Origin of the sequence: Streptomyces sp. NPDC060031 (assembly GCF_042736805.1) — a bacterium.
In the GTDB taxonomy this organism is placed as follows: domain Bacteria; phylum Actinomycetota; class Actinomycetes; order Streptomycetales; family Streptomycetaceae; genus Streptomyces.
The window spans coordinates 108,198-134,586 of record NZ_JBHWVM010000011.1 but is presented as its reverse complement, the minus strand read 5'-3'; the positions used below and the strand labels follow the sequence as shown (position 1 = coordinate 134,586).

The 26,389-nt window shown below is 72.5% G+C and carries 29 protein-coding genes; 13 read left to right on the top strand and 16 right to left on the bottom strand.

Annotation, left to right across the window (positions count from 1 at the left end; genetic code table 11):
* The first annotated feature begins 242 nt into the window (after positions 1–242).
* From ACFWB8_RS07510 to ACFWB8_RS07500, 3 genes are all read left to right on the top strand, one after another.
* The gene (locus ACFWB8_RS07510; protein WP_385223549.1) at positions 243–1,079 is read left to right on the top strand and encodes a MerR family transcriptional regulator; all 837 of its coding nucleotides are present in this window, start codon (positions 243–245) and stop codon (positions 1,077–1,079) included.
* Positions 1,080–1,478: 399 nt separating this feature from the next.
* A complete protein-coding gene (locus ACFWB8_RS07505; RefSeq protein ID WP_385223548.1) occupies positions 1,479–2,357 on the top strand; it encodes a GNAT family N-acetyltransferase in 879 nt (292 codons plus the stop codon).
* A 79-nt stretch (positions 2,358–2,436) separates the two neighbouring features.
* Complete coding sequence (locus tag ACFWB8_RS07500) at positions 2,437–2,982, top strand: adenylate kinase (RefSeq protein ID WP_385223547.1); 546 nt, start codon at positions 2,437–2,439, stop codon at positions 2,980–2,982.
* On the opposite strand, the gene ACFWB8_RS07495 is transcribed toward ACFWB8_RS07500, so the two are convergent.
* On the bottom strand, positions 2,949–3,251 hold the full coding sequence (locus ACFWB8_RS07495; RefSeq protein WP_385223546.1) for a hypothetical protein: 303 nt from the start codon (positions 3,249–3,251) through the stop codon (positions 2,949–2,951). The genes ACFWB8_RS07500 and ACFWB8_RS07495 overlap by 34 nt on opposite strands.
* Before the next feature lie 102 nt (positions 3,252–3,353).
* Between ACFWB8_RS07495 and ACFWB8_RS07490 the strand changes: the two genes are divergently transcribed.
* Entirely contained in the window at positions 3,354–3,824 is a 471-nt protein-coding gene (locus ACFWB8_RS07490) for a hypothetical protein (RefSeq protein ID WP_385223545.1), read from the top strand.
* A 91-nt stretch (positions 3,825–3,915) separates the two neighbouring features.
* Complete coding sequence (locus ACFWB8_RS07485) at positions 3,916–4,287, top strand: S26 family signal peptidase (protein ID WP_385223544.1); 372 nt, start codon at positions 3,916–3,918, stop codon at positions 4,285–4,287.
* Here ACFWB8_RS07485 and ACFWB8_RS07480 read toward each other — a convergent pair.
* Positions 4,284–5,294: a helix-turn-helix transcriptional regulator gene (locus tag ACFWB8_RS07480; protein ID WP_385223543.1), complete on the bottom strand. Its 1,011-nt coding sequence runs from the start codon at positions 5,292–5,294 to the stop codon at positions 4,284–4,286. The genes ACFWB8_RS07485 and ACFWB8_RS07480 overlap by 4 nt on opposite strands.
* Before the next feature lie 123 nt (positions 5,295–5,417).
* Here ACFWB8_RS07480 and ACFWB8_RS07475 point away from each other — a divergent pair, with 123 nt between their 5' ends.
* The gene (locus ACFWB8_RS07475) at positions 5,418–5,840 is read left to right on the top strand and encodes a DUF3224 domain-containing protein (protein WP_385223542.1); all 423 of its coding nucleotides are present in this window, start codon (positions 5,418–5,420) and stop codon (positions 5,838–5,840) included.
* 120 nt (positions 5,841–5,960) lie between these two features.
* Here ACFWB8_RS07475 and ACFWB8_RS07470 read toward each other — a convergent pair whose 3' ends face one another.
* Positions 5,961–8,699, bottom strand: coding sequence for a DNRLRE domain-containing protein (locus tag ACFWB8_RS07470; RefSeq protein WP_385223541.1), 2,739 nt, complete (start codon positions 8,697–8,699; stop codon positions 5,961–5,963).
* 226 nt (positions 8,700–8,925) lie between these two features.
* Between ACFWB8_RS07470 and ACFWB8_RS07465 the strand changes: the two genes are divergently transcribed.
* The 5 genes from ACFWB8_RS07465 to ACFWB8_RS07445 all read left to right on the top strand — a co-directional run bounded on the left by ACFWB8_RS07465 (position 8,926) and on the right by ACFWB8_RS07445 (position 11,486).
* On the top strand, positions 8,926–9,351 hold the full coding sequence (locus ACFWB8_RS07465) for a hypothetical protein (RefSeq protein WP_385223540.1): 426 nt from the start codon (positions 8,926–8,928) through the stop codon (positions 9,349–9,351).
* Positions 9,348–9,746: a hypothetical protein gene (locus ACFWB8_RS07460; RefSeq protein WP_385223539.1), complete on the top strand. Its 399-nt coding sequence runs from the start codon at positions 9,348–9,350 to the stop codon at positions 9,744–9,746. Before ACFWB8_RS07465 ends, ACFWB8_RS07460 begins: the two co-directional genes overlap by 4 nt.
* A 236-nt stretch (positions 9,747–9,982) precedes the next feature.
* Positions 9,983–10,285: a hypothetical protein gene (locus tag ACFWB8_RS07455; RefSeq protein ID WP_385223538.1), complete on the top strand. Its 303-nt coding sequence runs from the start codon at positions 9,983–9,985 to the stop codon at positions 10,283–10,285.
* 82 nt (positions 10,286–10,367) lie between these two features.
* Positions 10,368–10,826, top strand: a complete 459-nt coding sequence (locus tag ACFWB8_RS07450; RefSeq protein WP_385223537.1) for a Crp/Fnr family transcriptional regulator — start codon at positions 10,368–10,370, stop codon at positions 10,824–10,826.
* A gap of 216 nt (positions 10,827–11,042) precedes the next feature.
* Positions 11,043–11,486, top strand: coding sequence for a subtilase-type protease inhibitor (locus tag ACFWB8_RS07445; RefSeq protein ID WP_385223536.1), 444 nt, complete (start codon positions 11,043–11,045; stop codon positions 11,484–11,486).
* Between the two features lie 80 nt (positions 11,487–11,566).
* On the opposite strand, the gene ACFWB8_RS07440 is transcribed toward ACFWB8_RS07445, so the two are convergent.
* Both ACFWB8_RS07440 and ACFWB8_RS07435 read right to left on the bottom strand, forming a co-directional pair.
* Positions 11,567–12,436 (bottom strand): GNAT family N-acetyltransferase, encoded by an 870-nt coding sequence (locus ACFWB8_RS07440; RefSeq protein WP_385223535.1) that lies wholly within the window; start codon positions 12,434–12,436, stop codon positions 11,567–11,569.
* A gap of 80 nt (positions 12,437–12,516) precedes the next feature.
* A complete protein-coding gene (locus ACFWB8_RS07435) occupies positions 12,517–12,966 on the bottom strand; it encodes a hypothetical protein (protein WP_385223534.1) in 450 nt (149 codons plus the stop codon).
* 195 nt (positions 12,967–13,161) lie between these two features.
* On the opposite strand from ACFWB8_RS07435, the gene ACFWB8_RS07430 reads away from it, so the two are divergent.
* Positions 13,162–13,896, top strand: coding sequence for an NAD-dependent deacetylase (locus ACFWB8_RS07430; protein ID WP_385223533.1), 735 nt, complete (start codon positions 13,162–13,164; stop codon positions 13,894–13,896).
* Here ACFWB8_RS07430 and ACFWB8_RS07425 read toward each other — a convergent pair.
* From ACFWB8_RS07425 to ACFWB8_RS07385, 9 genes are all read right to left on the bottom strand, one after another.
* On the bottom strand, positions 13,893–14,375 hold the full coding sequence (locus tag ACFWB8_RS07425) for a VOC family protein (RefSeq protein WP_385223532.1): 483 nt from the start codon (positions 14,373–14,375) through the stop codon (positions 13,893–13,895). The two genes, ACFWB8_RS07430 and ACFWB8_RS07425, sit on opposite strands and share 4 nt — an antisense overlap.
* Before the next feature lie 125 nt (positions 14,376–14,500).
* Positions 14,501–18,061, bottom strand: a complete 3,561-nt coding sequence (locus ACFWB8_RS07420) for a CDP-glycerol glycerophosphotransferase family protein (protein ID WP_385223531.1) — start codon at positions 18,059–18,061, stop codon at positions 14,501–14,503.
* 208 nt (positions 18,062–18,269) lie between these two features.
* Complete coding sequence (locus ACFWB8_RS07415) at positions 18,270–18,644, bottom strand: hypothetical protein (RefSeq protein WP_385223530.1); 375 nt, start codon at positions 18,642–18,644, stop codon at positions 18,270–18,272.
* A 110-nt stretch (positions 18,645–18,754) separates the two neighbouring features.
* The gene (locus tag ACFWB8_RS07410) at positions 18,755–19,174 is read right to left on the bottom strand and encodes a roadblock/LC7 domain-containing protein (protein ID WP_385223529.1); all 420 of its coding nucleotides are present in this window, start codon (positions 19,172–19,174) and stop codon (positions 18,755–18,757) included.
* A 71-nt stretch (positions 19,175–19,245) separates the two neighbouring features.
* A complete protein-coding gene (locus ACFWB8_RS07405) occupies positions 19,246–20,088 on the bottom strand; it encodes a transcriptional regulator (protein WP_385223528.1) in 843 nt (280 codons plus the stop codon).
* Entirely contained in the window at positions 20,085–20,501 is a 417-nt protein-coding gene (locus ACFWB8_RS07400; protein ID WP_385223527.1) for a hypothetical protein, read from the bottom strand. Before ACFWB8_RS07400 ends, ACFWB8_RS07405 begins: the two co-directional genes overlap by 4 nt.
* A gap of 160 nt (positions 20,502–20,661) precedes the next feature.
* Entirely contained in the window at positions 20,662–20,916 is a 255-nt protein-coding gene (locus tag ACFWB8_RS07395; protein ID WP_385223526.1) for a helix-turn-helix domain-containing protein, read from the bottom strand.
* 255 nt (positions 20,917–21,171) lie between these two features.
* Positions 21,172–21,786, bottom strand: coding sequence for a DUF6461 domain-containing protein (locus tag ACFWB8_RS07390; protein WP_385223552.1), 615 nt, complete (start codon positions 21,784–21,786; stop codon positions 21,172–21,174).
* Positions 21,787–21,837: 51 nt separating this feature from the next.
* Positions 21,838–22,401, bottom strand: a complete 564-nt coding sequence (locus ACFWB8_RS07385; protein ID WP_385223525.1) for a TetR/AcrR family transcriptional regulator — start codon at positions 22,399–22,401, stop codon at positions 21,838–21,840.
* 129 nt (positions 22,402–22,530) lie between these two features.
* Here ACFWB8_RS07385 and ACFWB8_RS07380 point away from each other — a divergent pair, with 129 nt between their 5' ends.
* Positions 22,531–23,796, top strand: a complete 1,266-nt coding sequence (locus ACFWB8_RS07380; protein ID WP_385223524.1) for a PucR family transcriptional regulator — start codon at positions 22,531–22,533, stop codon at positions 23,794–23,796.
* Here the strand turns inward: ACFWB8_RS07380 and ACFWB8_RS07375 are convergent.
* Both ACFWB8_RS07375 and ACFWB8_RS07370 read right to left on the bottom strand, forming a co-directional pair.
* On the bottom strand, positions 23,690–25,654 hold the full coding sequence (locus tag ACFWB8_RS07375) for an APC family permease (protein WP_385223523.1): 1,965 nt from the start codon (positions 25,652–25,654) through the stop codon (positions 23,690–23,692). The two genes, ACFWB8_RS07380 and ACFWB8_RS07375, sit on opposite strands and share 107 nt — an antisense overlap.
* Before the next feature lie 278 nt (positions 25,655–25,932).
* Complete coding sequence (locus ACFWB8_RS07370) at positions 25,933–26,388, bottom strand: (2Fe-2S)-binding protein (RefSeq protein ID WP_385223522.1); 456 nt, start codon at positions 26,386–26,388, stop codon at positions 25,933–25,935.
* Between the last annotated feature and the right edge of the window lies 1 nt (position 26,389).

The window sequence follows — 26,389 nt, the reverse complement described above, 5'->3', positions numbered from 1 at the left end:
CCACGCGAAGCCGGCCGCGCCCCGACGCGCGCACCCGCCCAGGACGCCATCGGCCCGCCCCGGCCGGCAGCCGGCTCCGCCGCCCCGCGGAGACGAACTGTGCGCGGCGGCGGAGGGCGCCGTACCGCCGTCGATCGTGGACCTGTGCATCCGCCAGTTCGGGCGCTGACCTGCGGGGAGACCCGTTTAGGGTGACGGGGCTTGACTCTCTCCCTATGTCAGGGCCTGCACTGGAAGGCGTCATGTTCACCATCGGAGACTTCGCCAAACACGGCCGGGTGTCGGTCCGCATGCTGCGTCACTACGACGCCCTCGGACTGCTGCGCCCGGCGCGTGTCGACCCCGCCAGCGGATACCGCTACTACGAGGCCGAGCAGCTCGCCCGCCTCAACCGTGTCATCGCGCTCAAGGAGCTCGGCTTCAGCCTGGACCAGGTGGGGTCGATCCTCGACGAGCGGGTGAGCGCGGAGGAGCTGCGCGGCATGCTGCGGCTGCGGCAGGCGGAACTGGAGTCGGCCGTGGCCGCCGCGGCGGCCCGGCTGACCCAGGTCGAGACGAGGCTCCGGATCATCGAGAGCGAGGGCACCATGCCTGCCGTAGACATCGTCGTGAAGAGCCTTCCGCCGGTCCGGCTCGCCGAGCTGACCGGCATCGCCGGGAGTTACGAGCCGCAGGACATCGGGCCGGTCATCGGGCCTCTGTACGACGAGCTGTGCCGCCGGATCGAGGCCGCCGGGGTGACCCCGACCGGACCGGGCATCGCCTACTACGAGGACGCGGCGGGAGCGGAGCCGGGGTCGATCCTCGTGCACGCCGGGCTGCCGGTCGCGGCCGCCGTACGCGCCGAGGCGCTGGGCGGCGAGGTACGGATCGTCGAGCTGCCCGGCGTCGAGCGGGCCGCGACCGTCGTGCACCGGGGCTCGATGGACTCCGTACTGCCGACCGCGCAGGCCCTCGGGCAGTGGATCGACGGGAACGGGGAGCGCTCGGCCGGGTACGCCCGGGAGTTGACCCTGGCCTGTCCGGAGGACCGGGACCAGTGGGTGACGGAGCTCCAGGAGCCGCTCGCCGCCCACTGAGGTCGCCGAGAGGCCCCTGGTCCGGCTTCTCCTGCTCCTCGGGTGTCAGCCCGAGGAGCAGGTCAGGTCCGTGGCCGGGAGCCCGCCGGTGGTCAGGTAGACCGTGAGGGCCTTTTCCGCCCCGGTTGCCGGCCAGGGGCGTTCCGGGGTCCCGCTCGTGGTGCAGGAGCGAAGCAACCGTGCTGGTCGCGGCCGTCAATGAGTGGCTGTGACCCCATGGCCGCACCGGCCTTCAGTTAACCCTTTGCCGAGGAACCGATGGGCCAGCTAAGTTCGCCCAGCCGTCCATGTTGATCCGGACCGGCGCTGTCGACGAGGAGGTGTGGAGCACATGCGCAGGAGTGCCCAGCAGTTGAGCCCGCGTACTGACCTTTGCCACCTCCTCACGACGGAGACACCTTGTCGTTCCGCATCACCCCACTGACCGACCCTGCTCACGGGGCGCACGGCCGACGCCTTGCATGGCTGGCCTCTGACGCCGATTCCATCACCGCCGGGACGGCCTTTCTGCGCCTGTTCGATGGCGGACAAGAGCACCTGGCCGAACTGACCCTCCACGTCCATCCCGTGGAGCGCCGCAAGGGCGTCGGCTCCCGGCTCCTCGACACGGCCGTGGCCGCCGCCCGGGACAACGCCCGACGCTGCGTCAGTGCGCAGGCCCAGGCCGGATCGCCCGGCGACCACTTCCTGCCGGCCCGCGGCTTCCGCAAGGTGCTCACCTTGAGGTTCGCCCGCTTGCCGCTGGCCGACGTGGACGCCATCGCCCTCGCCGAGGTCATCGAGCGTCCGCATCCCGGCTACCGGCTGGCATCATGGCAGGGAACCGTTCCCGACGCCCTCGCCCAGACGTTCGCCGCCTCACGCCGGGCCATGGACGACATGCCCATGGACGACACCGACTACGGCACCGTGGCCTGGGACGTGGACCGGGTCCGGGCTGCGGCGAAGGCCGTCGAAGAGCGCGGCGACCAGTTGCACACGGTCGTCGCCATCGACACCCGCGACGGCTCGATCGCCGGATTCACCGAACTCGTCGTCCCCGGCAACGGCACGGGTGATGGCCAGCACTACGGCACCGGCGTACTGCCCGAGCACCGCGGACACGGCCTCGGCCGATGGATGAAGGCCGAGTCGATCCGACAAGCCCACGGGCGCTATCCAGACCTCGGCGGCCTCCTGACCGACACCGCCGACAGCAACACGCACATGAGACACATCAGCGACGGCCTCGGCTACGTGCCCACGCACACGACACTGCAGTATCAGCTCGACCTGTAGAGACGAGCGGACGGGCCGGACCTGGGCATCACCTCGTCCGGCCCGTCGGCACGTTCACAACAGGCCTTAGGATCCGCTGGTGCAGCGCGTACTGGTGGTCGGGATCAGCGGAGCCGGGAAGTCCACCCTGGCCCGAACTCTGGGGCGGCGGCTGCGGCTGCCGTACCACGAGATGGACGCGCTGCACTTCACCGGGCCGGGGTGGGCCGTCAGCCCGACCTACGCCGAGGACGCGGCGCGGATCGCCGTGACCGACCGGTGGATCTTCGATTCCTTCGGCGCCCCGGCCGTCCGCGACCTGCTCTGGGAGCGCGCCGACACGGTGGTCTGGCTGGACCATCCGCGGCGCGTCGTCATGCGGCGGGTGCTGCTGCGCTCACTGCGCCGGAGCCTGACGCGGGAGCGGCTGTTCGGCGGGAACCGGGAGTCCTGGCGGGAGTGGCTGCGCCCTGACCACCCCGCGTGGTGGGCCTGGACCCGGTACGGGTCCCGGCGCGCGGAGATCGGACGGCGGGCCGCGGACGCCCGCTTCGCTCCGCTGACGGTGATCCGGCTGCGCTCCCCCGGGGCCGCCGAGGCGTGGCTGCGGGCTCAGGAGCCGGAGGGCCGGCGCCCCCGGACGTGAACGCACCGCCGGGCCGTGCCGCGGCGGGCCGTGCGCAGTCGGCGCATGGTGTCGTTGCCGCGGCGGCGCCACTCGGCCCGGGGCAGCCCGGCGCGCTGGCCGCCGCCGGTGATCAGGGCGTTGACGGGGGCGTACGGGTCGGCGGCCATCGCCTTGGCGAGCAGGACGCCGACCACGAGCGGGACCAGGGCCACGGCCAGCGCCGAGCCGGCGGTGGTCACGTGCTGCATGCGCGGGCGGTGTGCGGTGCGCGCGGCGTCGGAAGTCATGCCCTCATTCGATCAGCGGCGGCGCGGCGGGGAATCGGGGCGGATACTCAGGCCGTTGCGCATGGAGTACTCAGACGCGGACGGGCAAGGGGGCGTTGGCAGGTGGCGACAGCAGCCGGGCAGGGCTTCGAACCGGCGACCGGCGACGGCCCTGAGCCGCCGGGCGCCGGGCGGGCGGCGCAGCTGCGCACGGCGTACGAGGGGCTGCTGCAGATCCGCCGCCTGGTCAACGCCGGGGCGGACACCGGGGTTCCCGCTCCGTGGGAGCTGTTGCGGATGCCGCGTGCGGTGGCCCTCGTACTGGAGGCGGCGGGACTGCCTCCGTCGGCGGTGGACGCGCAGGGCCGCCGTACGCGGACGGGCTACCGGGTGGCGGCGGGCGCGGCGGGGGACGGCCGGGTCGAGGTCACCTGGCTCGGGCCGCCCGGCGGGGGCGCGGCCGAGGAGGAGCAGGAGCGCCTGACGGCCTGCGCGGCGGCGCTCGAACCGCTGGGCTGGGTCTGCCTCCTGTACCGCGGCCCCCGGCGCCGCCGCTTCCTGGAGGTGGAACCGCCCCGCCGATCGCCCCGCTGACCGTGCCGCCGATCGCCCCGCCGATCGCCCGCCGGGCTCCCCGGCGGAAAACCGGTACCCGCGGGCCGTAGCCGCCCGGCACACTCGCCCGATGGGCATGCTCGACGCACAGGCAGAACGGCTGGGCCGGGGCGAGACGGTGGAATTCCGGCCGACCGGCACCTCGATGGCACCACTCGTCAACAGCCGCCAGCGGGTCCGGGTCGCCCCGGCCGACCCGGCCCTCCTCGAACCGGGGGACATCGTCCTGGCCAGGGTCGCCGGGACGGTGTACCTGCACCTGGTCTCCGCGGTGGACCGCCCGCGCCGACGGGTGCAGATCAGCAACAACCGGGGCCACGTCAACGGCTGGACGGGCCACGACCGCGTCTTCGGGATCTGCGTGGCCGTGGACGACACCCCCCGCCCGGGCGCGGCCGCCAAGCTCCGCACCGCCGAGGCGGACTCCCCCGGCCCCGGCTAGGCCGGGCCGGGCCGGACCGCCCGGGCGCGGTACCGCTCGGCCAGGACCTCCACCGCCTCCGCGAGGGCCCCGCGCAGTTCCGGCGGGCCGAGGACCTCCGCCTCCGTGCCCAGGCGGAGCAGGTCCGAGACCGCCACGGCGCGGGACTCGACGGAGAGTTCCACCCGTACCCAGCCCTCCGCGTCCGGCGCTCCGGCGCCGGCGAGGGCCCGTACGCCCGCCGCCCCGAACTGCATCGGCAGCAGGCGCAGGGCGCGCGGGGAGAGGCGTACGACGGCGGTCTCCTGGTGGAGCACCGCCTCCAGCCGCCGGGCGGACTCCTCCCAGTACGCGGCGAGCGCGAAGCCCTCGGGCCGTTGGAAGCCCTCCGCGAGGGTGTCCACGCCCAGGAACCGCCCCACCCGGTACGTACGGACCGACGTACGGGCCGGCTCCTCGGCGGCGGCCGGCCGTGCCACGAGGTACCAGATGCCGCCCTTGAGGACGAGGCCGAGCGGGCACAGCTCCCGGTGCACCTCGCCGTCCCAGCGGCGGTAGTGGGCGCGGAGCATGCGCTGGTCCCACACGGCCCGGGCTATCCGCGCGAGGTGCGGGACGGGGTCGGCCTCCCGGAACCACGCGGTGGCGTCCAGGTGGAAGCAGTCCTGGAGCCGCCGGGCGCGGCCGGCGAGTTCCGCGGGCAGCGCGGCCTGGAGCTTGAGCTGGGCCGCCGCCAGGTCGGCGCCGAGGCCGAGGTCCTCGGCGGGACCGGGGGCGCCGGCGAGGAAGAGCGAGCCGGCCTGCGCGTCGGTGAGGCCGGTGAGGCGGGTGCGGTAGCCGTCCATCAGCCGGTACCCACCGGCCGGCCCGCGGTCCGCGTGGACGGGCACGCCGGAGGCACCGAGGGCTTCGATGTCCCGGTAGACGGTCCGGACGGACACCTCCAGCTCGGCGGCGAGCTCGGGGGCGGTCATCCGGCCGCGGTTCTGCAGTAGCAGGAGCAGGGAGAGGAGCCGGTCGGCGCGCATGGCGACATTGTCGGGGACGGCCGCCGGTACCTGACAACAGGTGTCAGGTATCCCGGACAGGGTGTTCCCGGGCAGGCGGACGAACACCTTGCCCGACCTTGCCGCGAACCAGGAGGCCCCACCATGTCCCACCCGACGCCCCCCGCCACCCCGGCGAACGGCCGTTTCACGTACAGCGACTGGGAGGAGCACCCGGTCGGTCCGGCCGAGTCCTTCCCGCGCCTGGCCCGCGCCACGGTCACGAACGCCTTCACCGGGGTCGTCACGGCCCCCGCGACGACCTGCGACTACACGATCACCTATACCGCGGAGAGCGTCGGCGGCTTCGCCGGGATGGAGCTGCTGTCCGGCAGCATCGACGGCCGCAAGGGCACCTTCGCCCTGGAGGAGCGCGGCACATTCGACGCCACCGGCACCGACTGCCGCTTCGAGGTGGTGCCCGGTTCCGGAACCGGAGACCTGACAGGACTCTCAGGATCCGGTTCCTTCAGGGCCCGTCACGGTGAATCCTCCGTCGAGTACACCTTCACGTACGACCTGAGCTGAGCTGAGCCGAGCTGACCCGCCCCGGCCTGACCTGACCTGACCCGACCTGAGTTGAGTTGAGTTGAGCGAGCAGGGGCGCGGGCCGTTGCGGCCCGCGCCCCCGTGTCGCCGGATCCGGCCCTACGGTGCGCCGAAGGTCAGCGTCAGCTGCGGCGTTCCCTCGTTGGCCTGGGCCTCCGAGGACCACAGCCACAGGGCGTCCGTACCGGTGCTGCTCAGGGCCAGGCCGTAGCTGCCGCCGAGCGCCGCCGCGACCGTGCCCGTGGTCAGCGCGGCGGTGTGCACCGCCGAGCCGTCGGGGATCCCGGCGAAGCTGCCGAGCGCCGGGCCGCCGAGTCCCGGGCGGTTGTTGTACGTCGTACCGGCCTCGGTCCACGACCCGGTGACCGGGACCACCGCGACCGTGTCCGCCGTACCGGCGCCGCTCATCGTGCTGGTCTTCACGCTGAGCGTGGCCGACTTGAGCACCGTGCCCGCGGGCGCGGCGGGCAGGTTGAAGCGCAGGTAGCTCGCGTACGGCGACGTGCCGCGCACCGCCAGCGAGCTCGAGGTGCCGTAGTTGGTGTCGGGGGCGCCCGCGTTGGCGTACGTGTCCTCCGCGGCGGTCACCTGGACGACCGAGTCGGCCGGGGCGGAGGCCAGGGTGTGGTGGTTCTGCACCTGGGCCGCGCTCAGGACGGTCGGGTAGACGGCGGTCTCGTCGAGCTGGCCCGCCCAGTACTCGCTGGTCGGACGGTCCGGCCAGCCGCCGAGGCTGTCTCCGCCGGCGTGCCAGTAGCCGGCGAAGTTCTCGTGGGTGGTGACGCCCAGGGTGCCCTTCTGGGCGCCGTCCACGTACAGGGTCATGCCGCCGGGGCCCTGGGTGGCGACGACGTGGTGCCACTTGTTGTCGTTGTAGCGGTCGGAGCCACCGGTGGTGATGGTGCGGGTGGCCCCGGTGTAGACGCCGTAGACCAGTCGGCCGTCATTGGTCATATAGATGTGCTTGTCGTACTGATTGCTGCCGCGTGACTGGTTGTTGCCGAAGCCGAAGAGCTTTCCGCCCCGGGTGGTGTTCGTCTTGAACCAGGTCTCGATGCTGTAGGCGCTGCCCACGTTCTGCCGCTTGTCCCCGTAGACCTGGGTGTCCGTGCCGTTGAAGCCGATCGCCGTGCTCGCGCCGGTGACCGCCGCGGGCGTCTGGCGCAGGGCGGGGGCGCCCAGGTGCACGCCGCTCTGGTTGCCGCCGGCCGAGGAGTCCGCGGCGAAGGGCAGCGCCGACTCGTCGTAGCGCCAGAAGAGCTGGGCGCCGTCCGCGCGGACCGCGTTCGGGTACGCGTCCACCGAGGTCGGTACCGTCACGCTCGCCGTACCCGACGGGGCGCTGGCGTTGCCGGCCGCGTCCGTCGCCGTCACCCGGTACGTGTACGACTGGCCCGGCGAGACGGTGGTGTCGGTCCACGAGGCCTGCGGGCGCCGGAAGAACAGCGAGTCCGCGGTGACGGTGGCGATCGGCGTGGCCGAGCCGTTGCGGTAGATCTTGTACGTCAGGGCGCTGTCGTCCAGGTCGAGACTGGTGCGCCAGCGCACCTGCACCTCGCCCGGCTTGAAGCTGACGGCGCTCGCGACGGGGACGGAGGGCGCGCCCGTGTCGCCGGTGGACGCGAACCTCGTCAGGCTCTGCTGCGCCGCCCCGTTGACGGTGGTGAACTCGCCTCCGACCCACAGGTACTGCACCCCGCCCTTGGAGCCGACCGCCATCACGCGCGGGCCGATGCCCTCGCCGATGCCGTCGTTGGTGTCGGGGGCCCAGCCGAGCTTGCCGGTGCCCGACGTCGGCTCGGCGAGCAGGTGGTGGCGCTGGCCGTCCGGGTACTCGCCGACGCTGGAGCAGTCGTGCGCGTGCGAGGCGCTGTAGAGCACGTTCTGGTACGGGAGCACGGCCTGGGTCGCGCCGAGGCAGGTGTCGCGCCACCGCTGGTTGAAATCAGTGAGGTTGAGCGCGATGCGGCCGTCGAAGACGCCGCCGCCCGTGCCCTCGTTGGCGGTGTAGAAGCCGGTCGCGTCGGTCGCGATGTCCTTGACCACCGAGTTGGTCTCGATGAATCCCGGGTAGGCCTTGGTGAGTGCGCCGCTCGTCGCGTTCACGACGGCCAGGGCGTGGGTGCCCGTTCCGTTGACGGTGAAGAAGTCGCCGCCGAGCACGACATTGGCGCCGTCCGGGGTGACCTCGATGGCGCGGCCCGGCTCGTCGGCGTCGGCCACGAAGGGCTTGAGCGCCCCGTCGGTGGCGTCGACGGCGGCGAACCGCTCGCGCTGCTGGCCGGCGACGCTGAGGAAGTCGCCGGCCGCGTAGACGGTGTCGTCGGTGACGGCGAGGGCCCGCACCGTGGCCGCGAAGGCGGGGCGGAAGCCCTGCTTCACGGTGCAGGTGGCCACGTCGATCGCGACGAGGCTGGAGACCGGGGTGCCGTTGACGGCGCCGAAGTAGCCTCCCGCGTACAGGGTCTTCTTGTCCGGCGAGAGGGTGAGTGCCCGGACGGTGGCGGTACCGCCACCAACGGTGAAGGACAGTTCGCAGGAGGTCGGGGCGCCGGTCGCGGCATCGAGCGCCACGAAGTTCACCGCCGACTGCTCGCTGCCGCCGGCGCCCTCGGGAGCACGTACCGCGGAGAAGGTGCCGCCCGCGAAGACCTGTCCGCCGGCCTCGGCCAGCGCCCAGACGACGCCGTTGGGCTGCCAGGTCGACAGTGCGTCGGCGGTGAAGGCCACGGGCGGGGTGACGGCCGCCGCCTGCGGGACGAGGCCGAGGCCGATGACGGTGCCGGTTCCGGCCAAGGACAGGGCGAGAGCGGCCGCCAGCCCTCTGGATCTACGCATGAACCCCCCAGTTCGGTGTGCGCTGTGCGGTGTGGCCGAAAGTCGGCGTACAGCCGTCCGCGGCCTGTGTACTGGGCGCACCCTAGGGCGAATCCCCCTCCCGTTCATCGCACTTGACGTATCAGATGCCAAATTGGACCGGCCGGGGGCGCCGGACGGCATTGTCAGCGGGCGTGGCTAGTGTCGTCGTGTGGCTGATCCACACGAGGGATTCCCAGGGGGAGACATGAAGTACGCACGCATGGCCGCGATGGCGCCCGCGACGGTGGCCGTGACCGCGGCGCTGGCCGGGGGCGGGGGCGCCGCACAGGCGGCGGACGACACGGCGCTCGTGCCGTATCCCGGGCCGGACGCGGTGGTCTGGCTGCCCGAACAGACCGGCTCGGGCGGCGTGGTCAGCTCGGGGCTGAACAGCCGGCTGGACACGCGGATCACCGTCGCCTGCCAGGGCGGCGGGAGCATCGAGGTGACCTTCGAGGCCCACAACCTCCCGGAGTACACCCCGGTCACCTTCGCACTCGACTGCCCGACCGACACCCCGGCGGAGCGCACCGTCCAGCTCGGCGCCGGCCTGTCCGGCTCCTTCGGGGTCCAGGTCTCCGCCACGGACCCGGGCATACGCTGGGGCCTGGCCGTGGCGCAGCCCGAATGACCGCGCCGCTGTCCCTGACCTTCGCCGCGTGGCGGGCGGGTCCGCCCAAGCGGTATGTGACGCTGGCGGAACTGCTCGTCCGGATGGGCGACTTCGGGATGGACCTGACCTGGCGGGTCCGGCTCTACGACGAGGGGATCCACCCGGAGCTGGAGCGCGCCGCGGCCGGGGACCGCATCGGGACGCTCACGCTCCTCTCCCTGGTCGCGCCCGACCGACAACTGGTCGACGGGGACTACGACGGTTACGACGCCGACGGCCGGCTCGTACTGGAACTCCAGGAGTTCGACTCCACGAGCTGGGACGTCCGGACCGCCGAACCGTGGCTTCTGGACGCGATCCACCGGTGGTTTCCGGATGCCGAGCCGAGCCCGCCGGGAGTGTGGGACGAGTAGCTCCCGCCCCGCCCCCACCCCACTCACGCCGGCGGGAAGGGGCGGCAGCGGAGGAGGGCCGCCGCGCTCTGGCGGGCGGCGGCGCAGCGGTCAAGTTACCGGCGGGTCGGCCAGGGCGGGGCCCCGGCGCGGTCACCCGGTTACCGGGGGTCACCCTGCGGAAACCACCCCGGACGGGGGCCCGCCCCTCTACCGTGCCTGTGGGGGACGGGCACGGCACTGGAGGGCGGGGCGCCATGGACGAAGAAGAAGACCTGCGGCTGGCGCGGATCACGCCGGAGATTTCGCGCCGCACCCTCGTCATGCTGCGCGCTCTCGCCGGCCTGGAGCCGCCGGAGCGAGTGCCCGAGGACGCGATGACCGTCGCCGACGAGATCCTCGCCGAGCACGGCACCGACGGCCTGCGCGTGCTGGCGATGACCCTGGCGGCCTGGGCGACGGCTCAGATCGAGAACGTCGCCGAGCTGAGCCGGCGCAGCCACGAGGCCGTCCTGGACGCCCTGGAACTGGCCTGCCTGGAGGCCGGCGCCGAAGAGTGAAATCGGTGGGGCCCGCCACGCACGGGTTCGCCCCGGCGTCGGCGACACTGGGGATAGCGGGGGGTCCTGAGCGGAGGCCGTCGTGAGCACACCTTCCCCCATCCGGATCGCAGCCGCCCTGTCCACCGAGCACCGCGGACGCCTCATGTCCCACGCCCACGAGGTCAATTTTCCCGAGGGCGCACGGATCTTCGACGAAGGCGGCCGGGCGGAGTCCTTCTGGATCGTCCGCTCCGGCACGGTGACCCTGGAGATCCCCGTGGCCGGCCGCCGGCCGGCTCCCATCGAGAGCCTGGGCCCCGGCGAGCTGGTCGGCTGGTCCTGGCTGTTCCCGCCGTACGTGTGGCAGTTGGCGGCCGAGGCGATGACCCCGGTCCGCGCGTACCAGTTCGACGGCCCGACCGTACGGATGCTCATGGACGCCGACCCCGTCTTCGGGTCCGCCGTCGGCAACTGGGTCGGGCGCGTCCTCGCACTGCGCCTCCAGCAGACCCGCACCCGCCTCCTCGATCTGTACGCCCCTCGGGCGGCGACCGGCTGACGGGCCTGCTGACGGGGGCCTGACCCGTCCCAACCGGAGGTCTTCGGCCGTTTCGGCGAGGTGCTCCCCCACTGGTCAACGCCCTCACACCGCTGCGGTCTGCGGTCATTCGCTCACGAGCAGTGACGTGAAATCGGGGTACGAACGGGCGTTCCGGTTCCGAATGGGCAAGACTCGCGTCCGTTATCCGAAACAACCACGCAAGGAGTGTTCGAAATGCGGTCCATCGCAAGGGGTCTGGGACTCACGTCCGCCGCCATGGGGCTCACCGCCCTCACCGCGCTCGCGGGATCCGGGGTGGCCGGCGCCGCGCCGTCCGGCACGGATTCCCTCTACGCGCCTTCCGCGCTCATACTGAGCGTCACCGACGGGGCGGACGCCGACACCGGCACGGTGATGCGCGCGGTCACCCTGGTCTGCGCGCCCCGCCCGGGCGGTACGCACCCCTCCCCGGCCACAGCGTGCGCCGAATTACGGGCGAACGGGCCCGAGTTGGACGCGCTGGCCCAGCCGCGCTCCGACGCGGCGTGTACCAAGGAGTGGGACCCGGTCACCGTCGCGGCCGACGGGGTGTGGCAGGGCCGCCGACTGAGCTACACGTACACCTTCGCCAACCCGTGCGGGATGCGGAACAGCACCGGCACGCTGTTCGGGATCTGAACGGCTGCCTGAGCCGCCGATCCGGCCGGGCGGCGCCGTGCGACCGCCGTCCGGCCCTCGGGTCCCCCGCTCCACGCGGGTCAGCCCAGTTCGAGACTGGTCACCCCGTACAGGCCGGCCAGGTCCAGCTCCGGAGCCGGGCCGGTGTACATCCGGGCGGCCTCGAAGGTCGGCGTCAGCCCCAGGCCGGCGCACAGGGCCGTGGCCTGCTGATTGACGTCGGGCACGTCCACGGCGACCAGCCCGCCCGGCGCGAGCCGCGCGAGCCGCAGCAGCAGCGCGGCCGCGATCCGCGGGGTCGCGGCGTAGAGCGGCCCGATCCGGGAGGCCGCGCTGCACGGCCGGATCACGCCGAGCCCCTCGATCCGCCCGTCCCGTACGGCGGCCAGGGCGGTTCGCCCCGGCAGGCCGACCCAGGCGGCCAGGAAAGCGTCGCGCGGCTCGGGGAAGAACCGCCGGTCGTAGGCGGCGAGTTGCCCGAAGGGCAGCGAGGCGGCGTCCACGACCTCGACGCCGCCGCCCGCCTCGGCATCGGCACCGGCCGCACCGTCCACGCCCTGCGGAACACCCTCGTGGCGGACGTTGTTCCAGGCCGAACGGAAGCCGGACTTGCGGTAGTTGCCCTGCTGCTCGACCACCCCGTCCAGCCCCACGAGCCGGCCGTCGAGCCGCTCCATCCCCGCGTTCCACAGCCGGATCCCGTAGCCCCGGCCCCGGACGGCGGGGCGGGCGATGTAGAACCCGATGAACCCGAAACCGACGCCGTACCGCACCGCGGAGATGCAGGCCACCGGTTCGCCGTCGAGCCGGCCGACGAGAAACCCGGCCGGGTCGGCCACCGTGAAGGCGAACCGGTCGCAATCCCCCGGGTTCCAGCCCTCCTCGTCGGCCCAGGCGCGGATCAGTCCCATGTCGGCGGCGCTCGCGCCGGTGATCTCGAATCCCGTCATGTCCGGTGTTGTAGCAGATGCGGCAGAGCCCGCGCAGCGGTGCCTGATCGGCCGTCAGCGGGCCCGCCCGCAGCGGGCTTTCAGGGCGCGCAGATCACGTCGTCGAGCTCGATGGGTTTCGAGTCGAGGCGCACGTACGCCGTGAAGGTCCGCGTGTCGTCCGAGCCCCAGTGGGTGGTGACGGTGGCCGAGCCGATGCCCGCGTACTCCTGGACGGTGACCGGGCCGATGTCGATGCGCCGCGGCTCGTTCTGGGCGCAGAGCAGGACGTCGTACTCCGGGGTGCGGACCTGCTTCTCCCGGAGCTGCGCCGAGACGTGGCGGTCGCGCTTGAGCGCGGAGGGACCGTGCTGACCGTAGAAGGCGCTCAGGAACCGGCTGATCTGCGGAGCGGTGTGATGGCCGGGAACGGGGTAGGCGGAGGTGGAACGGGTGGGAGCGGGATGGGCGACGGCGTGGACGGGCGTCGGGAACAGCAGTGCGAACAGGGTCGGCACCAGGACGCCAAGGCCGTACGGCATGAGCTTCATGTCCGGTTTGTAGCCGCCTGTCCGGCCCGCCATGGGAGGTCGGCGCATAGATCACTCCTGTGGGCGCCGGGATTCACCGCTGAAACGACCCATCCGCCGCGAATGGACGATCCGGGCCCTTCGCCGCCCCGCGGCCGCGGCCGCAGCCGCGTAATGCGGTCGCGGACGCCCGCACCCCTTCCTTAGGGTCGTCGTATGGGAAAGCCGCTTGTCGCAGTGTTCAGTGGGGCCGGGATGTCCACCGATTCCGGGATTCCGGACTACCGGGGGCCGCAAGGCCTGTGGCGGCGCGAGCCGGACGCCGAGAAGCTCGTGACGTACGAGTACTACATGGCCGATCCGCAGATCCGCCGGCGCTCCTGGCTGATGCGGGCCGAGATCGGCGCGCTCGGGGCGCAGCCGAACGCCGCGCACCGGGCCGTGGCCGAGCTGGAGGCCACCGGGGTCCCGGTGCGGGTGATCACGCAGAACGTGGACGGGCTGCACCAGCTGGCCGGGATGCCCGCGCGCAAGGTGTTCGAGCTGCACGGCACCGCCCGGGCCGTGGTCTGCACCCGCTGCCATGCCCGGTCGGAGATGGAAGCCGCGCTGGCCCGGGTCGCCGCCGGTGAGCCGGATCCCGCCTGTCTGGCGTGCGGCGGGATCCTCAAGGCGGCGACGGTGATGTTCGGCGAGCGGCTCGACCCGCAGGTGCTGGCGCAGGCCGTGGCCGTCGCGAAGGGCTGCGAGGTGTTCATCGCCGTCGGGTCGACGCTCCAGGTGCAGCCCGCGGCCTCGCTGGCCGGGATGGCCGCGGAGGCCGGGGCCCGCCTGATCATCGTGAACGCCGAGGAGACCCCGTACGACTCCCTCGCGGACGAGCTGGTCCGCGAGCCGATCGGTACGGCGCTCCCGGCCCTGCTGGCCCGGATCGCGCGGGCAGCTGCCTAGGCTCCGTCGGCCGCCCGTCGCATCGCCGCCACGTCCAGCTTCTTCATCGTGTACATGGCCTCGGTCGCGCGGGCGGCCCGCTGCGGGTCCGGGTCCGAGACCAGGTCGATGGCCTCGGTGGGCACGACCTGCCAGGACAGCCCGAACTTGTCCTTGAGCCAGCCGCAGTTGGACTCCTGGCCGCCGTCCTTGGTCAGTACCTCCCAGTAGTGGTCCGCCTCCGCCTGGTCGGCGCAGTGGATCTGGAAGGAGACCGCTTCGGTGAAGGGGAACTGCGGGCCGCCGTTGAGGCCGATGAACCTCTGTCCGTTGATCTCGAACTCGACGACCATCACCTCACCGGCCCGGCCGGGGTTCGCCTCGCCGTAGCGGCCGACCCGGCCGAGCTTGCCGTCCTTGAAGACGGACAGGTAGAAGTCGGCGGCGGCCTCCGCGTTGCCGTCGAACCACAGGCACGTCGTGAAGGGCTGGCTGGTCATGGTTGCCTCCAGGGTCCGGGGGTGTGCGGCGAAACCGTCTCGCACATACAGACCGGCCCCGGCACCGAAATTCATCGGTGGGCCCGGGACCGGTCCGTGTCCGTCCTGGAATGCACCCGTTGGGGCTACATCTCGAGCATCCGGTCGACGACCTGCTCGGCGGCGCGGCCGTCGGCCAGGTCGCAGAACTCCTCGCGGAACGCCGCCCGTGCCTGCGCGTACCGCGCCCCGACCTCGTCCGCGTTCCGTACGGCTTCGATCAGGCTCGCCGAGTCCGCGAGCAGCGGGCCGGGCGCCTTCTCCTCCAGGTCGAAGTTGAAGCCGCGCAGGGTGTCGCGGTAGTGCTCCAGGTCGTACGTGAAGAGCAGGATCGGCCGGTCGGTCAGGGCGAAGTCGAAGATCGCGGAGGAGTAGTCCGAGATCAGGACGTCGGCGACCAGCAGCAGGTCGGCGGCGTCGGGCCAGCGGGAGACGTCGATGACGAAACCGTCGCGGACGCCGTCGCGGACCTGCTCGCTGACGTGGTGGTGGCCGCGGACCAGCAGGACGTGGTCCTCGCCCAGCTCGCGGCGGGCCTGCTCCAGGTCGATCCGCAGGTCGAGCTTGTAGCCGCCGGACCAGCCCTCGCAGTTCTCGCGCCACGTGGGCATGTAGAGGACGACCTTCTTGCCCTCGGGCAGGCCGAGCCTGCGCCGGACCTCCGCGATCCGCTGCGCGTCGGGCCGTACGAGCGCGTCGGTGCGCGGGCTGCCGACCTCGATGACCTCGCCGTCGTAGCCGAGGGCGCGCTTGAGGAGCGGGGTGGCGTACGAGCTCGGGGAGGCGAGCAGGGACCACTGGGCGCTGTCGTGCGCCAGCCCCTCCAGGATCTCCGGGCTCGTGTAGTAGTCGTGCACGAAGTCGTGCCCGATCTGCTTGATCGGCGTGCCGTGCCAGGTCTGTACGACGGTCTGTCCGGCGCGGCGCTGGAAGCGCATCGGGACGTTGTCGTTGGTCACGAAGTAGCGGGCGCGGGCCAGCACCTCCCAGGACTCCACGCTGCCGTACTGCACGGCGCGGGCGGTCGCCGGGACCTCGGCGCGGCCGTCGCGGACCAGCCAGACGTGCTCCAGCTTCTCGCCGCGGCGCAGCAGTTCCTCGTGGATGGCGCGGGGCGAGTCGCCGGCGCCGGTCCCCTGGAAGGTGTCGTAGACGACCATGTCCTTGACCGGCAGGGCGCGCTGCGCCGGGTAGGTCTCGAACCGGGCCTCGCGCTGGGCGAAGTTGGAGCGGTCGTTCAGGCTGAGCAGCGGGTCGGCAACCAGCACCATGCGGTCGTAGAAGCGGGTCTCGACCCGCATCCGGCGGCCCCGCGTGGTGAGGGAGTGGGGTCCCGAGCAGAGCAGGCCGGGGGCCATCTGCACGGGGGCGCCGCGGTCGACGCCGAGCAGGCCGGCGGTGGTGCCGCCCTGGGCGACGGGGCGCAGGGTGGGCCACCAGCGGCCCTCGGGGAGGGTGGTGAGGCCCGCGTACGCCTCGGGGAGCACGGGCGCGAAGGTGGACGTGAAGCCGTCGCCGTCGCGGGTGACGGGGTAGCTGAACTCCACGCCGTGGGCGTTGTGCAGGACGAGCTCGTACGGCTCGTCGGTGGGCGCGGCGAACCGGCCCCGCAGGGTGAGGGTGCCGTCCGCGGCGGTGACCTCGTCGACCAGCGGCGGCGAGGGCTGCACGGACAGGGTCAGGTGTCCGGTGTTGCCGCGCTTGGCGAAGAGGGAACGGCCCGTGTCTTCGCCGGGCAGGGGCAGGACCAGGCCGTTGAAGCCGCCGCGCTCGTCGTGGGCCAGGCGGTGCTCGGTGCCGTCGGCGCCGAGCACGGACAGGCTCCACGGCTCCGGGACCCATTCGCCGGGCTCGCACGCGGCATCGGGTACGGCGGCCAGCTCGGCCAGCGGCACGCGGGCGGTGAACGGGATCCGGCCCGCGGCGGCCTTGGCGGTCTCCAGCGGGAAGGTCAGGACCTTGCCGGTGCTGACGTGGACGGCCTGCAGGGTCTTGGCGCCGCTGATCTCGGCGGCGAGTTCGCCGGACACCTCGACGGAGTCGTCACCGGCCGGCCGGACGTCCAGGGCGCGGGCGCGGACGATCTCCACCTGGATGGTGAGGGAGCCGGCGACGGTCGGGGTGATCCGGACGTGCGGGGCCACCCAGTGCGAGGGCGGGTTCTGGCCGGTGTCGTGCTCGCCGCCCTTGAGGCGGGCGCGGTGCAGGCCTCCGGCGCCGGTGACGGCGATGGACGTGGTCCATATGCCCTCGCGCCACGTGCCGCCCGACTGGAAGATCGAGGGGTCCACGGCGGCGGTGAAACCGGCCCAGCGGGCGTGCCGCAGGGCGAGGTGCGGGGACATCACGCTGGCCGTCGCGGAGGCGACCGTACGGGCGCTGACGACGGAGCGGCGGCGCTTGCCCCCCTCGCGGAAGACGAGCATCTTGCGCGAGCCGAGGCGGCTCTCCGCGCCGAGGTGGCCGGGGAGGGCGTAGCCGCGCAGGAGCAGCTTGCCGTCGACCCAGGCCGCCTGCTCCAGGCGGCTGACGACCCGGCGCTCGCGCGGGCCGAGGGTGAGGATCTTCGCGGGGACCGGCGGGCGGCCCTGCAGGAAGGGGTAGTCGGCCTGCGGGCGGGCGAGTCCCTTGACCGGCACGCTGTAGTGGTAGTCGCGCTGGTGCTCCTGGAGGGCGATGAAGTCCTCGACGCGGCCTTCTCCGGCCAGGTACGCCTTGAGGCGGTCGGCGACGGTCAGGGCGTTCCAGGGGCCGGTGCCGATCTCCCGGACGAGCCCGCCGACCTCCTTGACGAAGGCGGCGCGGAAGTCCGGGCCGCCCTCACCGACGTACTTGTAGATGAGCGGGAGTTCCTCGCTCAGCACGTTGTAGTCGTACTCGCGCAGGTAGCGGGCGTACTTGGCGCCCTGCTTGGCCTTGAGGGACTCGCGGACCAGGCGTACGGAGGTCACGCGGTCGATCAGCGAGACCGGGTCGGTGGAGCGCTGGGTGATGGAGCGCTCGCCGGTCTCGCGGACGCGCCAGTGGTAGACGCAGTCGCTGATGATGTCGACGCTGGAGGCGAAGTAGTGCGAGGGGATGCTGACCGGGGCGTCCTCGTAGAGGATGCCTTCCGGGTACTGGAAGCCGTGCTCGTCCCAGAAGGTGCGCCGGTAGACCTTGTTCCAGGCGGTGCGGTCGGTGACCAGCGCCGGGAACTTCGAGATGTGGGTCTTCAGCTGGGTCTTGGCGAAGGCGGCCCGGTGGCCCCAGGACTGCTGCATGCCGACGGAGCGGAAGCGCTTCACGTTGCCCGCGGCGAAGTCCGAGCCCGTCGTGTCGAGGGCGTCGATGAGCTTCTGGTAGGCGTAGTCCGGCATCGTGTCGTCGCTGTCGACGAAGGCCAGGTACTCGCTGTCCTTGTGGGCGTGACGGGCGCCCACGTTGCGGGCGGCCCCGAGGCCCGCGTTCTCCTGCATCACGACCCGGAAGCGCTTGTCCCGTGCGGCGAAGGCCTTGCCTATGACGGCACTGGCGTCCGTGGACCCGTCGTCCACGAGGATGACCTCGAAGTCGTCGAAGGTCTGAGCTGCGATGGATTCCAGGCACTCGTCGAGGTAGAGCTCGACGTTGTAGACGGGGACGACGATGCTCAGGCGCGGGGGCATGGGTGGCGGATTCTCCAGCGTTTTATGCTTTATCGATGATCACTTGTTCACAGCATCTTACTCTGTAACAGAATCATAAACTCGCCCTATTTCGGACATATGGGCGGTTCTCGTCGGTGCGGACGGCAAAGAATTCAGCCGCCCGCCACCTCGACGATGCGGTCCGACGCTATGGACCCCGGTCCCCGGCCGGGGACCGGGCCTCGGATCAGATCTCCAGTTCGGCCTCGATCTTGGCCAGTTGGTGCCGCGCCATCGCCAGGTTGGCCCGCTTCTTGTCGAGCGCGAGGTAGAGGAAGAAACCCGCGGCCCCGCGGCCCTTCAACAGCCGGATCAGGTGGTACTGGCTGCCGAGGGTGATCAGGATGTCCTCGATCTCGTCGTTGAGGCCGAGCATCTCCATCGTGCGGACCTTGGCGCGCACCACGTCGGTGTTGCCCGCGGCGGCGACCGTGAGGTCGAGGTCCTTGCCGCCGCCGACGGTGCCGAGCGCCATGCCGCTGCCGTAGTCGACCAGGGCGGCGCCGATCGCGCCGTCGATGGTGGTGGTGGCTTCCTTGAGCGCGGTTTCCACGTTGGCCATGAGTGACTCCTCTTTCCTGGTACTGCTGTCCTGTTTATGGTGTTCGCAGTGGTTTTGGTATGTATGTGTTGACGGTCGGTGCCGATGCCGTGGAGCGGTCGGGTACGGGCTCAGCCCTGCGGGGCTGCGGAGGTCCGCCGCCCGAGGGTGAGGTCTATGAGCTCGGATATCCGCAGGCTGGAGCGCCGGGCCTCCAGGTGCAGGCGGCCGACATTGACGCGGGGCTCCGCGATCAGCGTGAGGACGGCCGCTTCTCCCGCCGCGTAGGTGGCGACGTAGCCGAGCTCACCGCGCAACAGCAGTTCGCGGAAACCGCCCTGGCCGGTGCTGTCGCTGAGCCGCTGCGCCACTCCGAGGGCGGCCGCGGTGAGGGCGGCGACGGTCTCGGCCTCGGCGGCGGCGCTGTCCTGCGCGAGCACCAGCCCGTCGGCGCTCGCCGCGAGGGCGCCCGTCAGCTGGGGAACGCGGGCCCGCAGCCGCCGGAGCTCGGCGAGTATCTCGGCCTCGGCTTCGGCGGGCACCGTACTCATGTCGGCCCTTCTCCTTTCGGGCTGCCTCCGCTCGGAGCGGTCGGCGCGCAGGGCCGGTCGCAGCGGGAGCCTCACAGGCTTGCCTCCAGTGCGTCGCGTAACCGGCGGAGCAGCGCCACGTCCGGGGATTGGGTCTGGGAAATCCAGTCGGGCAGCGGTGTTCCGGCGGGCGCCGCGGCCGGCTCGTGCGGGGTCTCGACGAGCCCCGCCGCCGCGAGGCGCCGAACGTCGAGCAGGGTGTGGAAGGCCGGCCGGCCCAGCACCCACGCGAGGTCCGCCGGTGTCCGTACGCCGTCGGCCTGGCCGAGCAGGAGCCGCTGCCGGGCGGTCACCGTCTGGCCGGGGGCGGCGGCCCGGGGCACCACCGGGGCCGTGTCCAGCATGGGGTACGGCCAGACGGCGTCGAGCAGTTCCCGGCGGCGCCGGGTCTCGCGCTCGACGGCGGCCGCCGGGACGGAGCGGACGGAGCCGATCCAGTGCGTGGCGCCGCGGCGGAACCTGGAGGGGCCGCTGCCCGGGGAGAGTGCGAAGAAGGCGGCGTCGAAGATGGCCGCGAGATGGCAGATCTCCAGCTCGCCGCCGGCCATGCCGCCGCTGTCGACGAGGAAGCGGGCGACCTGGCGCCGGGCGCCGGCCTGGTTGACGGCCTCTCGCCAGCGCTCGGGGGCGAGGCCGCCGCCGGCGGTCAGCAGGACGTCGAGGCCCGGGGTGGCCGGGCTCTCCGCGTGTACGACGTGCCCGTCCTCCAGGAAGAGGGTGCCGCGGTCGCGGAGCAGGGCTCCGGTGGCGCGCTCGGCGGCGAGTCGGGTGAGGAGGGGGGAGATGGCGACGGCACCGGGGCCGGGCCCGGTTCGACGGTCGGGTCCCGTTCGGCGGTCAGGGCCGGTTCCGCGGTCGGGTCCGGCGCCGATCATCTGAGCACCAGCCCTTCGGCCAGCGTGCGGAGTCTGTGCCGGGCCAGGGCCAGGTTGCCGTCCGCGCGGTCGAGCCACAGGTGCAGGAAGACGCTGCTGTCGAAGCTCGTCTCGACGAAGCGGAGCACGTGGTAGCCGGTGCGGGTGGTGACGATCAGGTCCTCGACGGGCAGCCCCGCCCCGGCTCCCGCCGCCCCGTCACCGCTCGCCGGCCCCTCCGCCGGGGCGAAGGACTCGTACTCGGCGGCCGCCCGGGCCAGCTCGGCGGTCTCGGCGGCGGTGGTCTCGTGGTCGCCCACGGGCGAGTCCCCCGCGGTGCCGAGGGCCAGTCCGCTGCTCCAGTCGACGAGCGCGGCCCCCCGCGCCCCTGGCAGGGCCATGGCTTCGAGCAGGCATTCGTCGATCCCGGGCACGCAGGCTCCCCTCCCGGCCGGACGTGCGTGGTGCACAGTCGTACGGCGCGACAGGAGGGAACTTACTCAACTTCCACAGTGCGAAAGGGCGTTCTGGCATTTTCCGCTGGAACATGCGCGATAGCACGTGACAGCTTGGCTGGAACCCGTCGGAATTTGATCACGAAGCGAGCGGAAGATCGTCCGCGAGCCGGAAGGCACCGCTCTCCCGCTGGACGTATCCCTCATGACTGAGGGTGCGGAGCAGGTGGTAGACGGTGGGCAAGGGAATGCCGGTGATCCGGGAGAGCCGCTTGGCCGTCGCACCGCCCTCCGCGTACATCGCCTCCACGAGGCGCAGCGCCCGCTGCACGGAGCCGATCAGGGTGGGGTTGGTGTCCTTGTGGCCGTGGTCCTGACTGTGGTCGCTGCCCATGGGTGGTCCCCCTGCTCAAGTGCGAAGCCTGGCAAACCCATCAAAGTCGCTCACCGGCCGCAAAACCAAGCTGACTCGCGTAAACCTGAGCATAAGATCACCGCACGCCGCCCCGGCGACCCCACCCGCCAGGGGGCCTTCCAACCTGCCCGGACCGCGCCCCAGGAGGCCGCGGCGGCGGTGGCCGCGGAACTGGCCCCGGTGCGTGCGGCGCTGGCGCGTCACGCGATCCGGGAGTACACCGGCTGACGGGTCTCACTGGGTGCAGGTCACGAACGCCGGGAGCGGGGTCTCCTCGATGAGGTGGCGCGGCAGGCAGAGGCCGAAGCGGTGTTCGAGGACGCCGAGGGTGCGGCGGTCGCGGTCCTCGTCCGGTTCTTCGTCGTCGGGGCGGGCGTGGGCGCCGTCCGGGGTGAGGATCTTGGCCGCCACCAGCTCCGGGAGGAGGAAGTCCGGCTGGTGGCCGCCGCGCCAGCACTCCTCGCCGAGGCCGAAGCAGCAGACGAGTTCGCCGTTGCGGGCGTACGCGAACTGCTTGGGCGGATGGTCCGGTTGCGGGTCGAGGTGGACGGCCTCGACGCCCGAGCGGGAGACGTCCGCCAGCCGTTCCGCCCCGGCCGGCACACCGTGTTCGACGGCGAAGGACCAGCCGCCCCAGCTGCCGACGCGGGCCACGCCGTCTCCGTCCACCGTCTCGGTGACCATGCTCCACGCGTCCATCGCGCCCAGCGGCCCGGGGTGGATGCCGGGTACCGCGCCGAGCCGCGCCGCGAGTTCGTCGGGGCCGATGCCCCGGGCGAAGGTCAGGCTGACGTACCAGCCGTCCCAGTCCGCCAGCCATTGGATGCCGCCCCCGGCGATGTCCGCCATCTCCACGGTCCCCTCCCGTGCGTCGTGCCGGTCCCCCCTCCGGCACGATAGTCAGTCGGCGGGGCGCTCCGGGAGGAGGCGCTCGACCATCGCTTCGATGAGCCCCTCCACCGGGTAGGGCTCCAGCAGGGCGGGCGCCGTCAGGTCGTCCACGATCAGCCCCAGCATCGCCAGGTAGATCAGCACCACGCCCTGCCGGTCCCCGGGCAGCCCGTTCTCCAGGTGCCAGGCGATGTTCGCCTCCAGCTCGGCTCCCTGGAACCCGGACAGCTCCGCCTGGAGTTCGGGTCTGCGGGTGGCTTCCAGGCGCAGCTCCAGCATGGCGATGTGCACGCTCCGCTCGCGCCGCATGCGCCGCACGAGCTGGCCGAGGAGCACCTTGGTGTCCAGCGGGCCGGCCAGGTCGGCCGGATCGGGGACCAGGCGTTCGCGGGTGCGGTGCAGGATCTGTACGAGCAGCTGGGCGCGGTTGGCGAAGTAGTTGGAGGAGGTGCCGGTCGGCACCCCCGCCTCGGCGTCCACCGCGCGCAGCGTCAGCCCCCGTGAGCCCTCGCGTGCCAGTACTTCGATGGCGGCGTCGAGCAGCGCGGCGCGGCGCTCCGGATTCTGGCGCATGGGCGGTTCCTGACGGTCTGGATTGCACGGCATCGTGAGCACTGCACGTGCAGTGCTTCGGACACGCTAGCGGAAGCGGAACGCCTCCGCCCTCCCCACCGCGCCCTCCCCCGTGCCACCCTGCCCGTCATGGAGCGGATCGTCGAGGAGATACGCGAGGACCTGTCCCGCCGGATCGCCCTGACGGCGGACCGGCTCGCCGACCGGACGCTGGCCGAGGATGCCGCGTACGCCGCCCTGCTCGGCCGGCCCGAGCTGCGCGAGCGGTTCCACCACACCCTGAGCCGGGTCGTCGAGGCTCTGGCCCGGGACCCGCACGGCCTGCCGTCCGGGCTCGCCGACGCCCGCGCCACCGGCTCGCTGCGCGCCGGGCAGGGGCTGCCGCTGGCTTCGCTGCTGCGCGCCTACCGGCTCGGCGGCCGGCTGCTGTGGCAGACGCTGACCGAGGCCGTCGCCGCGCACGACCCGGCGGCGCTGCCCGGGCTGCTGCCGGGCGCGGCCGTGCTGTGGGACGTACTGGACCAGCTGACGGACGCGGCCGCCGAGTCGTACCGCCGGGCCGAGGCCGTGCACCGGGACGCCGAGCGGGAGCGCCGCGCGGCCCTGCTCGACGGGCTGCTCGACGGCACCGCGTCGGACGCGGCGGACGCGGCCGCCCGGCTCGGGCTGCCGGAGCGGGGCCGCTTCGCGGTCGTGGTCCTCGCCCCCGGCGACCGTGGGCCGGGCGACGCGGACACCCCGCCCGGCGCCCCGCCCGGCGCCCCGCGCATCTTCTGGCGGATCCGCTCCGACGGGGAGAGCGGCCTGGTGGAGCTGGGCCACCATCCGCTGGAATCCGTACGGGAGCTGCTCGCGCCCCTCGGCGTACGCGCCGGCGTGAGCCCCGTGGTCCGGACGCCGCCGGAACTGGCCCCGGCGCGCCGGCTGGCCGTACTGGCCCTGCGCAGCGCCCCCGCGCCCGACGGGCCTCCCACCGCCCTGCTGGACGAGCGGCTGCCGGCCGCCCTGGTCGCGGCCGAGGCCGAACTCGCGGGCCGGTTGCGGCAGGTGGTCCTGGGTCCGGTGCTGGCCCTGCCGGCGGCGGAGCGTCTGGTGCTGCTGACCACCCTGGGAACCTGGCTGGCCTGCCACGGCTCGACGACGCACGCCGCCCAGCGGCTGTACTGCCACCGCAACACCGTCTCCAACCGGCTGCGCCGCCTGGAGCACCTCACCGGCCGCACCCTCTCCGACCCCGCGCACGTGGTGGAGCTGGCGCTGGCCCACACCGCGGTCGTCCAGCAGCGGGCTAGTGCTCCGCAGCCGCCCCGGAGGCCGCCACAGGCTCCCCCGGTTCCCCGGACCGCGCCGACTCCAGCAGGTACGGCACGTCGATCACCGCGACTCCCGGGGTGAACAGCAGCCTCGCCTTCAGCCTGAACGCGTTCTGGTTGTGCAGGGGCTGCTCCCACCAGTGGCCCACCACGTACTCAGGGATGACCACCGACAGCATGTCCGTGCCTTCGGCGGCCGCCTGCTCCTGCACGTACGCGAGCACCGGCCCGACCACCTCGCGGTACGGGGAGTGCAGCACCTTCAGCGCGACCCCCGGGTCGTGCTCCGCCCAGGCCTCGCGCAGCCGCTCCGCGTCCTCCTCGTCGGCGGCGACCGAGAGGGCGGTCAGCGTGTCCGGCCGCAGGCCCTGCGCGTAGCCGAGGGCCTTGAGGGTGGGCGCGTGGACGGAGGCGACGAGGACGACGACGTGGTGGCGGGAGGGTTTGCGCGGTTTGACCCCGGGCGCGACGGCCACCTGCCGGGAGACGGCGTCATAGTGCCGGCGGACGCCCTTCATGCTGAGGAACAGCAGCGGCATCGCGATCACGACCAGCCAGGCGCCGTGCGTGAACTTGGTGATCAGGACGATGACCAGCACCACGGAGGTCATGATCGCGCCCACGGCGTTGATGGCGCGCCTGCGGTGGATGTGGATCCGCTCGGCGGCCGGGGTGTCGGGCGAGTCGAGTTCCTGCTTCCAGTGCCGGACCATGCCCGCCTGGGAGAGGGTGAAGGAGACGAAGACGCCGATGATGTAGAGCTGGATGAGGCGGGTCAGCTCCGCGTCGAAGGCGACGATGAGGGCGATGGCGGCGAGCGCCAGCAGGACGACGCCGTTGGAGTAGACGAGCCGGTCGCCGCGGTTGAAGAGCTGGCGCGGCGCGAACCGGTCCTTGGCCAGGATCGAGGCGAGCATCGGGAAGCCGTTGAAGGCGGTGTTCGCGGCGAGCACGAGCACGCTCGCGGTGACGGCCTGGAGCAGGTAGAAGAGGAAGTGCCAGCTGCCGAAGGTGGCGCGGCCGATCTGCGCGAGGGCGGTGGAGGTCGGCGTACCGGGGGCCAGGCCCAGCTCGGTCGGGCTCGCGGCCACGTGCACCTCGTAGACCATGGCGAGGATGGTGATCCCGCTGAACATGGTGACCGCCAGCACCCCCATCACGGCCAGTGTGGTCGCCGCGTTCGTGCTCTTGGGCTTCTCGAAGGCGGGTACGCCGTTGCTGATGGCCTCGACGCCGGTCAGCGCCGTACAGCCGGAGGCGAAGGCGCGCAGCGCGAGCAGCACCAGCGCGAGGCCGGTGTAGGTGCCGACCGCGGTGATCGGCAGGTCGGCGGACTCGGCGCGGATGGAGTCCCCGGTCGCCATGCGGACGGCGGCGACGGCGAACATCAGGTAGATGACGAGGACGAAGCCGTAGGTCGGGATGGCGAAGAGCCGCCCCGACTCCCGTACGCCGCGCAGGTTCACCAGGGTGAGCAGCACCACGAACCCCACCGACAGGCCGACTTCGTGGTCCGTGAGGGCGGGGATGGCGGAGGTGATGGCGGCGACGCCGGAGACCACGGAGACGGCGACGGTCATGACGTAGTCGACGAGCAGTGCGCTCGCGGCGGTCAGCGCGGCGCTCTCGCCGAGGTTCTTGGAGCTGACGATGTACGCGCCGCCGCCGCCGGGATAGGCGTGGCAGGTCTGCCGGTACGAGGCGACGACCACCACCAGCAGTAAGACGATGGCGGCGGCCGCGTACCAGGCGAGGTGCAGGAGCGCGACGCCGCCGAGGGCCAGGATCAGCAGGATCTCCTCGGTGGCGTAGGCCACGGAGGAGAGCGGGTCGCTGCAGAAGATCGGGAGCGCGAGCCGTTTGGGCAACAGGGTCTCGCCCAGCCGCGCGGTGTCGAGCGGTTCACCGACCAGCACGCGTTTCAGATTGATACGCCTCATTCAGGCATGATCGTCCATTTTGTCCCAAATCCACGGCCTATGCCGTCGGTGTCACTCCGCCGAGTTCCTCGGCCCGGTGGGGCCGGCCACAGGTCGTGGCGGGCGCGGCTCAGCCGCTTGCGGGTACCCGGCACCGAACTGCCGAGGGCGGGGGCGGCCGGGTCCGTCCGGCTTCCCCCGCGCCCAGCGCCAGGGCCGGCGGTACGGCGGCGCACGGGGGAAGTACCGGGAACCGGCCGCCGTGCCCACGCGCCGCCGCTACGCCCCCCGACCGCGGCTCACATCTTGGCGGCGGCGCTGCGGATGGCCTCACGGATGCGGAAGTAGGTCCCGCAGCGGCAGATGTTGGCGATGGCGTCGATGTCCGCGTCGGTGGGCTCGCTGGTCCGCTTGAGCAGGGCGACGGCGGCCATGATCTGGCCGGGCTGGCAGAAACCGCACTGGGAGACGTCCTGTTCGAGCCAGGCTTCCTGCACGGGGTGCAGATCGTCCCCGTTCGCCAGCCCCTCGATGGTGGTCACCGCCTTCCCGGCGCACGCGGAGACGGGCACCACGCAGGGCCGGACGTCCGTGCCGTCGAGGTGGCTGGTGCAGGCTTTGCAGACGTCCACCCCGCAGCCGTACTTGGGGCCGGTGACGCCCAGCATGTCGCGGAGCACCCACAGCAGGGGCAGGTTGTCGGGCGCGTCCACGGTGACGCTCTGCCCGTTGACGGTGAAGGTGTGCGAGGGCACG

Coding starts and splice junctions, on each gene's coding strand:
- ACFWB8_RS07380 (WP_385223524.1), top strand. CDS start 22,531: ATGGAGCGGATCGTCGAGGAGATACGCGAGGACCTGTCCCGCCGGATC.
- ACFWB8_RS07395 (WP_385223526.1), bottom strand. CDS start 20,916: ATGGGCAGCGACCACAGTCAGGACCACGGCCACAAGGACACCAACCCC.
- ACFWB8_RS07385 (WP_385223525.1), bottom strand. CDS start 22,401: ATGCGCCAGAATCCGGAGCGCCGCGCCGCGCTGCTCGACGCCGCCATC.
- ACFWB8_RS07470 (WP_385223541.1), bottom strand. CDS start 8,699: ATGCGTAGATCCAGAGGGCTGGCGGCCGCTCTCGCCCTGTCCTTGGCC.
- ACFWB8_RS07480 (WP_385223543.1), bottom strand. CDS start 5,294: ATGCGCGCCGACCGGCTCCTCTCCCTGCTCCTGCTACTGCAGAACCGC.
- ACFWB8_RS07510 (WP_385223549.1), top strand. CDS start 243: ATGTTCACCATCGGAGACTTCGCCAAACACGGCCGGGTGTCGGTCCGC.
- ACFWB8_RS07425 (WP_385223532.1), bottom strand. CDS start 14,375: ATGACCAGCCAGCCCTTCACGACGTGCCTGTGGTTCGACGGCAACGCG.
- ACFWB8_RS07455 (WP_385223538.1), top strand. CDS start 9,983: ATGGACGAAGAAGAAGACCTGCGGCTGGCGCGGATCACGCCGGAGATT.
- ACFWB8_RS07445 (WP_385223536.1), top strand. CDS start 11,043: ATGCGGTCCATCGCAAGGGGTCTGGGACTCACGTCCGCCGCCATGGGG.
- ACFWB8_RS07465 (WP_385223540.1), top strand. CDS start 8,926: ATGAAGTACGCACGCATGGCCGCGATGGCGCCCGCGACGGTGGCCGTG.
- ACFWB8_RS07390 (WP_385223552.1), bottom strand. CDS start 21,786: ATGGCGGACATCGCCGGGGGCGGCATCCAATGGCTGGCGGACTGGGAC.
- ACFWB8_RS07415 (WP_385223530.1), bottom strand. CDS start 18,644: ATGGCCAACGTGGAAACCGCGCTCAAGGAAGCCACCACCACCATCGAC.
- ACFWB8_RS07475 (WP_385223542.1), top strand. CDS start 5,418: ATGTCCCACCCGACGCCCCCCGCCACCCCGGCGAACGGCCGTTTCACG.
- ACFWB8_RS07430 (WP_385223533.1), top strand. CDS start 13,162: ATGGGAAAGCCGCTTGTCGCAGTGTTCAGTGGGGCCGGGATGTCCACC.
- ACFWB8_RS07495 (WP_385223546.1), bottom strand. CDS start 3,251: ATGACTTCCGACGCCGCGCGCACCGCACACCGCCCGCGCATGCAGCAC.
- ACFWB8_RS07410 (WP_385223529.1), bottom strand. CDS start 19,174: ATGAGTACGGTGCCCGCCGAAGCCGAGGCCGAGATACTCGCCGAGCTC.
- ACFWB8_RS07460 (WP_385223539.1), top strand. CDS start 9,348: ATGACCGCGCCGCTGTCCCTGACCTTCGCCGCGTGGCGGGCGGGTCCG.
- ACFWB8_RS07485 (WP_385223544.1), top strand. CDS start 3,916: ATGGGCATGCTCGACGCACAGGCAGAACGGCTGGGCCGGGGCGAGACG.
- ACFWB8_RS07435 (WP_385223534.1), bottom strand. CDS start 12,966: ATGAAGCTCATGCCGTACGGCCTTGGCGTCCTGGTGCCGACCCTGTTC.
- ACFWB8_RS07405 (WP_385223528.1), bottom strand. CDS start 20,088: ATGATCGGCGCCGGACCCGACCGCGGAACCGGCCCTGACCGCCGAACG.
- ACFWB8_RS07420 (WP_385223531.1), bottom strand. CDS start 18,061: ATGCCCCCGCGCCTGAGCATCGTCGTCCCCGTCTACAACGTCGAGCTC.
- ACFWB8_RS07375 (WP_385223523.1), bottom strand. CDS start 25,654: ATGAGGCGTATCAATCTGAAACGCGTGCTGGTCGGTGAACCGCTCGAC.
- ACFWB8_RS07440 (WP_385223535.1), bottom strand. CDS start 12,436: ATGACGGGATTCGAGATCACCGGCGCGAGCGCCGCCGACATGGGACTG.